At 76.1% G+C, this 1,936-nt stretch carries 2 protein-coding genes; both read left to right on the top strand.

From position 1 onward, the window contains the following. The coding region (locus tag VGR37_18845; protein ID HEV2149465.1) for an acyl carrier protein at positions 1-453 on the top strand (453 nt) is incomplete at its 5' end. Continuing rightward, on the top strand, positions 450-1,936 hold a 1,487-nt coding region (locus VGR37_18840; protein ID HEV2149464.1), incomplete at its 3' end, for a polyketide synthase. The genes VGR37_18845 and VGR37_18840, both read left to right, overlap by 4 nt.

Here is a 1,936-nt window from a genome sequence, read left to right as displayed (position 1 = left end):
GCCGCGCCGGAAGCCTCGCTGCGCGAGGAGCTGCTCTCCACCGAGGCCGGGCCCCGGCGCCGGGCGCGCCTGGAGGGGCACGTGCGCGAGCAGGTGGCCCGCGTGCTCCGGCTCGCCCCCGCGCGCGTGGAGGCGGACCGGCCTCTCCGCGCCCTGGGGCTGGACTCGCTCATGGCGATCGAGCTGCGCAACCGGCTGGAAGCGTCGCTCGGCGTCCCCGTCCCCGCGACGGCCATCTGGAACTATCCCACGGTGGGCGCGCTGGTCCCCTTCCTGGCGCAGCGGATGGAGGTGCCGCTGGAAGGGACTTCTCCACCCGCGGCTTACGGCATCATCGCCGTCCCCGCCGCCCGGGAGGACGGGGCCGCGCTCGCGGTGGAGGCGATCACCGACGAGGAGGCGGAGGCGATGCTGCTGGACGAGCTGGACTCCCTGGACATGGTGGGCGGATGAGCGCGCCCACGAACGCGCCGGAGACGGCGCAGGCCCCGGCGGCGCTGTCGCCGCTGAAGCGCGCGCTCCTGGCCGTGCAGGAGATGCGCGGCCGGATCGAGCGGATGGAGCGCGAGCGCGCCGAGCCGCTGGCCGTGGTGGGGATGGGGTGCCGCTTCCCGGGCGGGGCCGACGATCCCGACCGCTTCTGGGAGCTGCTGCGCGAGGGCTTCGACGCCGTGCGCGAGATCCCGGCCGACCGCTGGGACGCGGACGCCCTGTACGACGCGGACCCGGACGCCGCCGGGAAGCTTTCCACCCGCTGGGGCGCGTTCCTGGACGGGGTGGACCGCTTCGACCCCGACTTCTGGGGGATCGCCCCGCGCGAGGCGGCGCGGATGGACCCGCAGCAGCGGATCCTGCTGGAGGTGGCGTGGCGGGCACTGGAGGACGCCGGGCTCCCTGCCGAGCGCCTGGCCGGGAGCCGCACGGGGGTGTTCGTGGGGGCGCACAACCACAGCACCGACTACGCGCGGATGCAGTTCGCCGATCCCGAGGGGGTGGACACCTACACCGGGACGGGGACCTCGCACGCGGTGCTGGCGGGGCGGCTGGCGTACCTGCTGGACCTGCGCGGCCCCAGCGTCTGCGTGGACACGGCGTGCTCGTCGTCGCTGGTGGCCGTGCACCTGGCCTGCCGCAGCCTGCGCGAGCGCGAGAGCGACCTGGCCGTCGCCGCCGGGGTCAACCTGATCCTGGCTCCGGACTTCACGCTGGCCGCCACGCGGATGAAGATGCTCTCCGCCGACGGGCGCTGTAAGACCTTCGACGCGGCGGCGGACGGGATCGTGCGCGGCGAGGGGTGCGGGGTGGTGGTCCTGAAGCGGCTCTCGGACGCGCTCCGCGACGGCGACCGCATCCGCGCCGTGATCCGCGGCTCGGCCATCAACCAGGACGGGCACACCAACGGGCTCACCGCCCCCAGCGGGCTGGCGCAGCGCGAGGTGGTCCGCGCCGCGCTGGCGGATGCGCGGCTGGAGCCGTGGCGGGTGGGCTACGTGGAGACGCACGGCACCGGGACCGCGCTGGGCGACCCCATCGAGGTGGAGGCGCTGGCGGAGACGGTGGGCGCCCCCGCGGAGGGGGCCGGGCCCTGCGTGCTGGGCGCCGTGAAGACCAACCTGGGCCACACGGAGGGCGCGGCCGGGATCGCCGGGCTCGTCAAGGCGGTGCTCTGCCTGGAGCGCGGCGAGGTCCCCACGAACCTGCACTTCGGCGCGCTGAACCCGCACGTGGCGCTGGGCGGGACCCGCCTGGAGCTGGCCTGCGGCCCCCGCCCGTGGCCGCGCGGCTCCGCGACGCGCGTGGCCGGCGTCAGCTCCTTCGGCTGGTCCGGGACCAACGCCCACCTGGTGCTGGAGGAGGCGCCGGAGCCGGCGGGGCCCGCTGCCGTCCAGGAGGTGGAGCCGCGGAAGGAGGCCGGTGCGGTGCTCCTCCCCGTGTC

The organism is Longimicrobiaceae bacterium, assembly GCA_035936415.1.
In the GTDB taxonomy this organism is placed as follows: Bacteria; Gemmatimonadota; Gemmatimonadetes; order Longimicrobiales; family Longimicrobiaceae; genus JAFAYN01.
The sequence above is the reverse complement of the archived record's forward strand: the minus strand, read 5'-3'. Positions and strand labels throughout refer to the sequence as shown.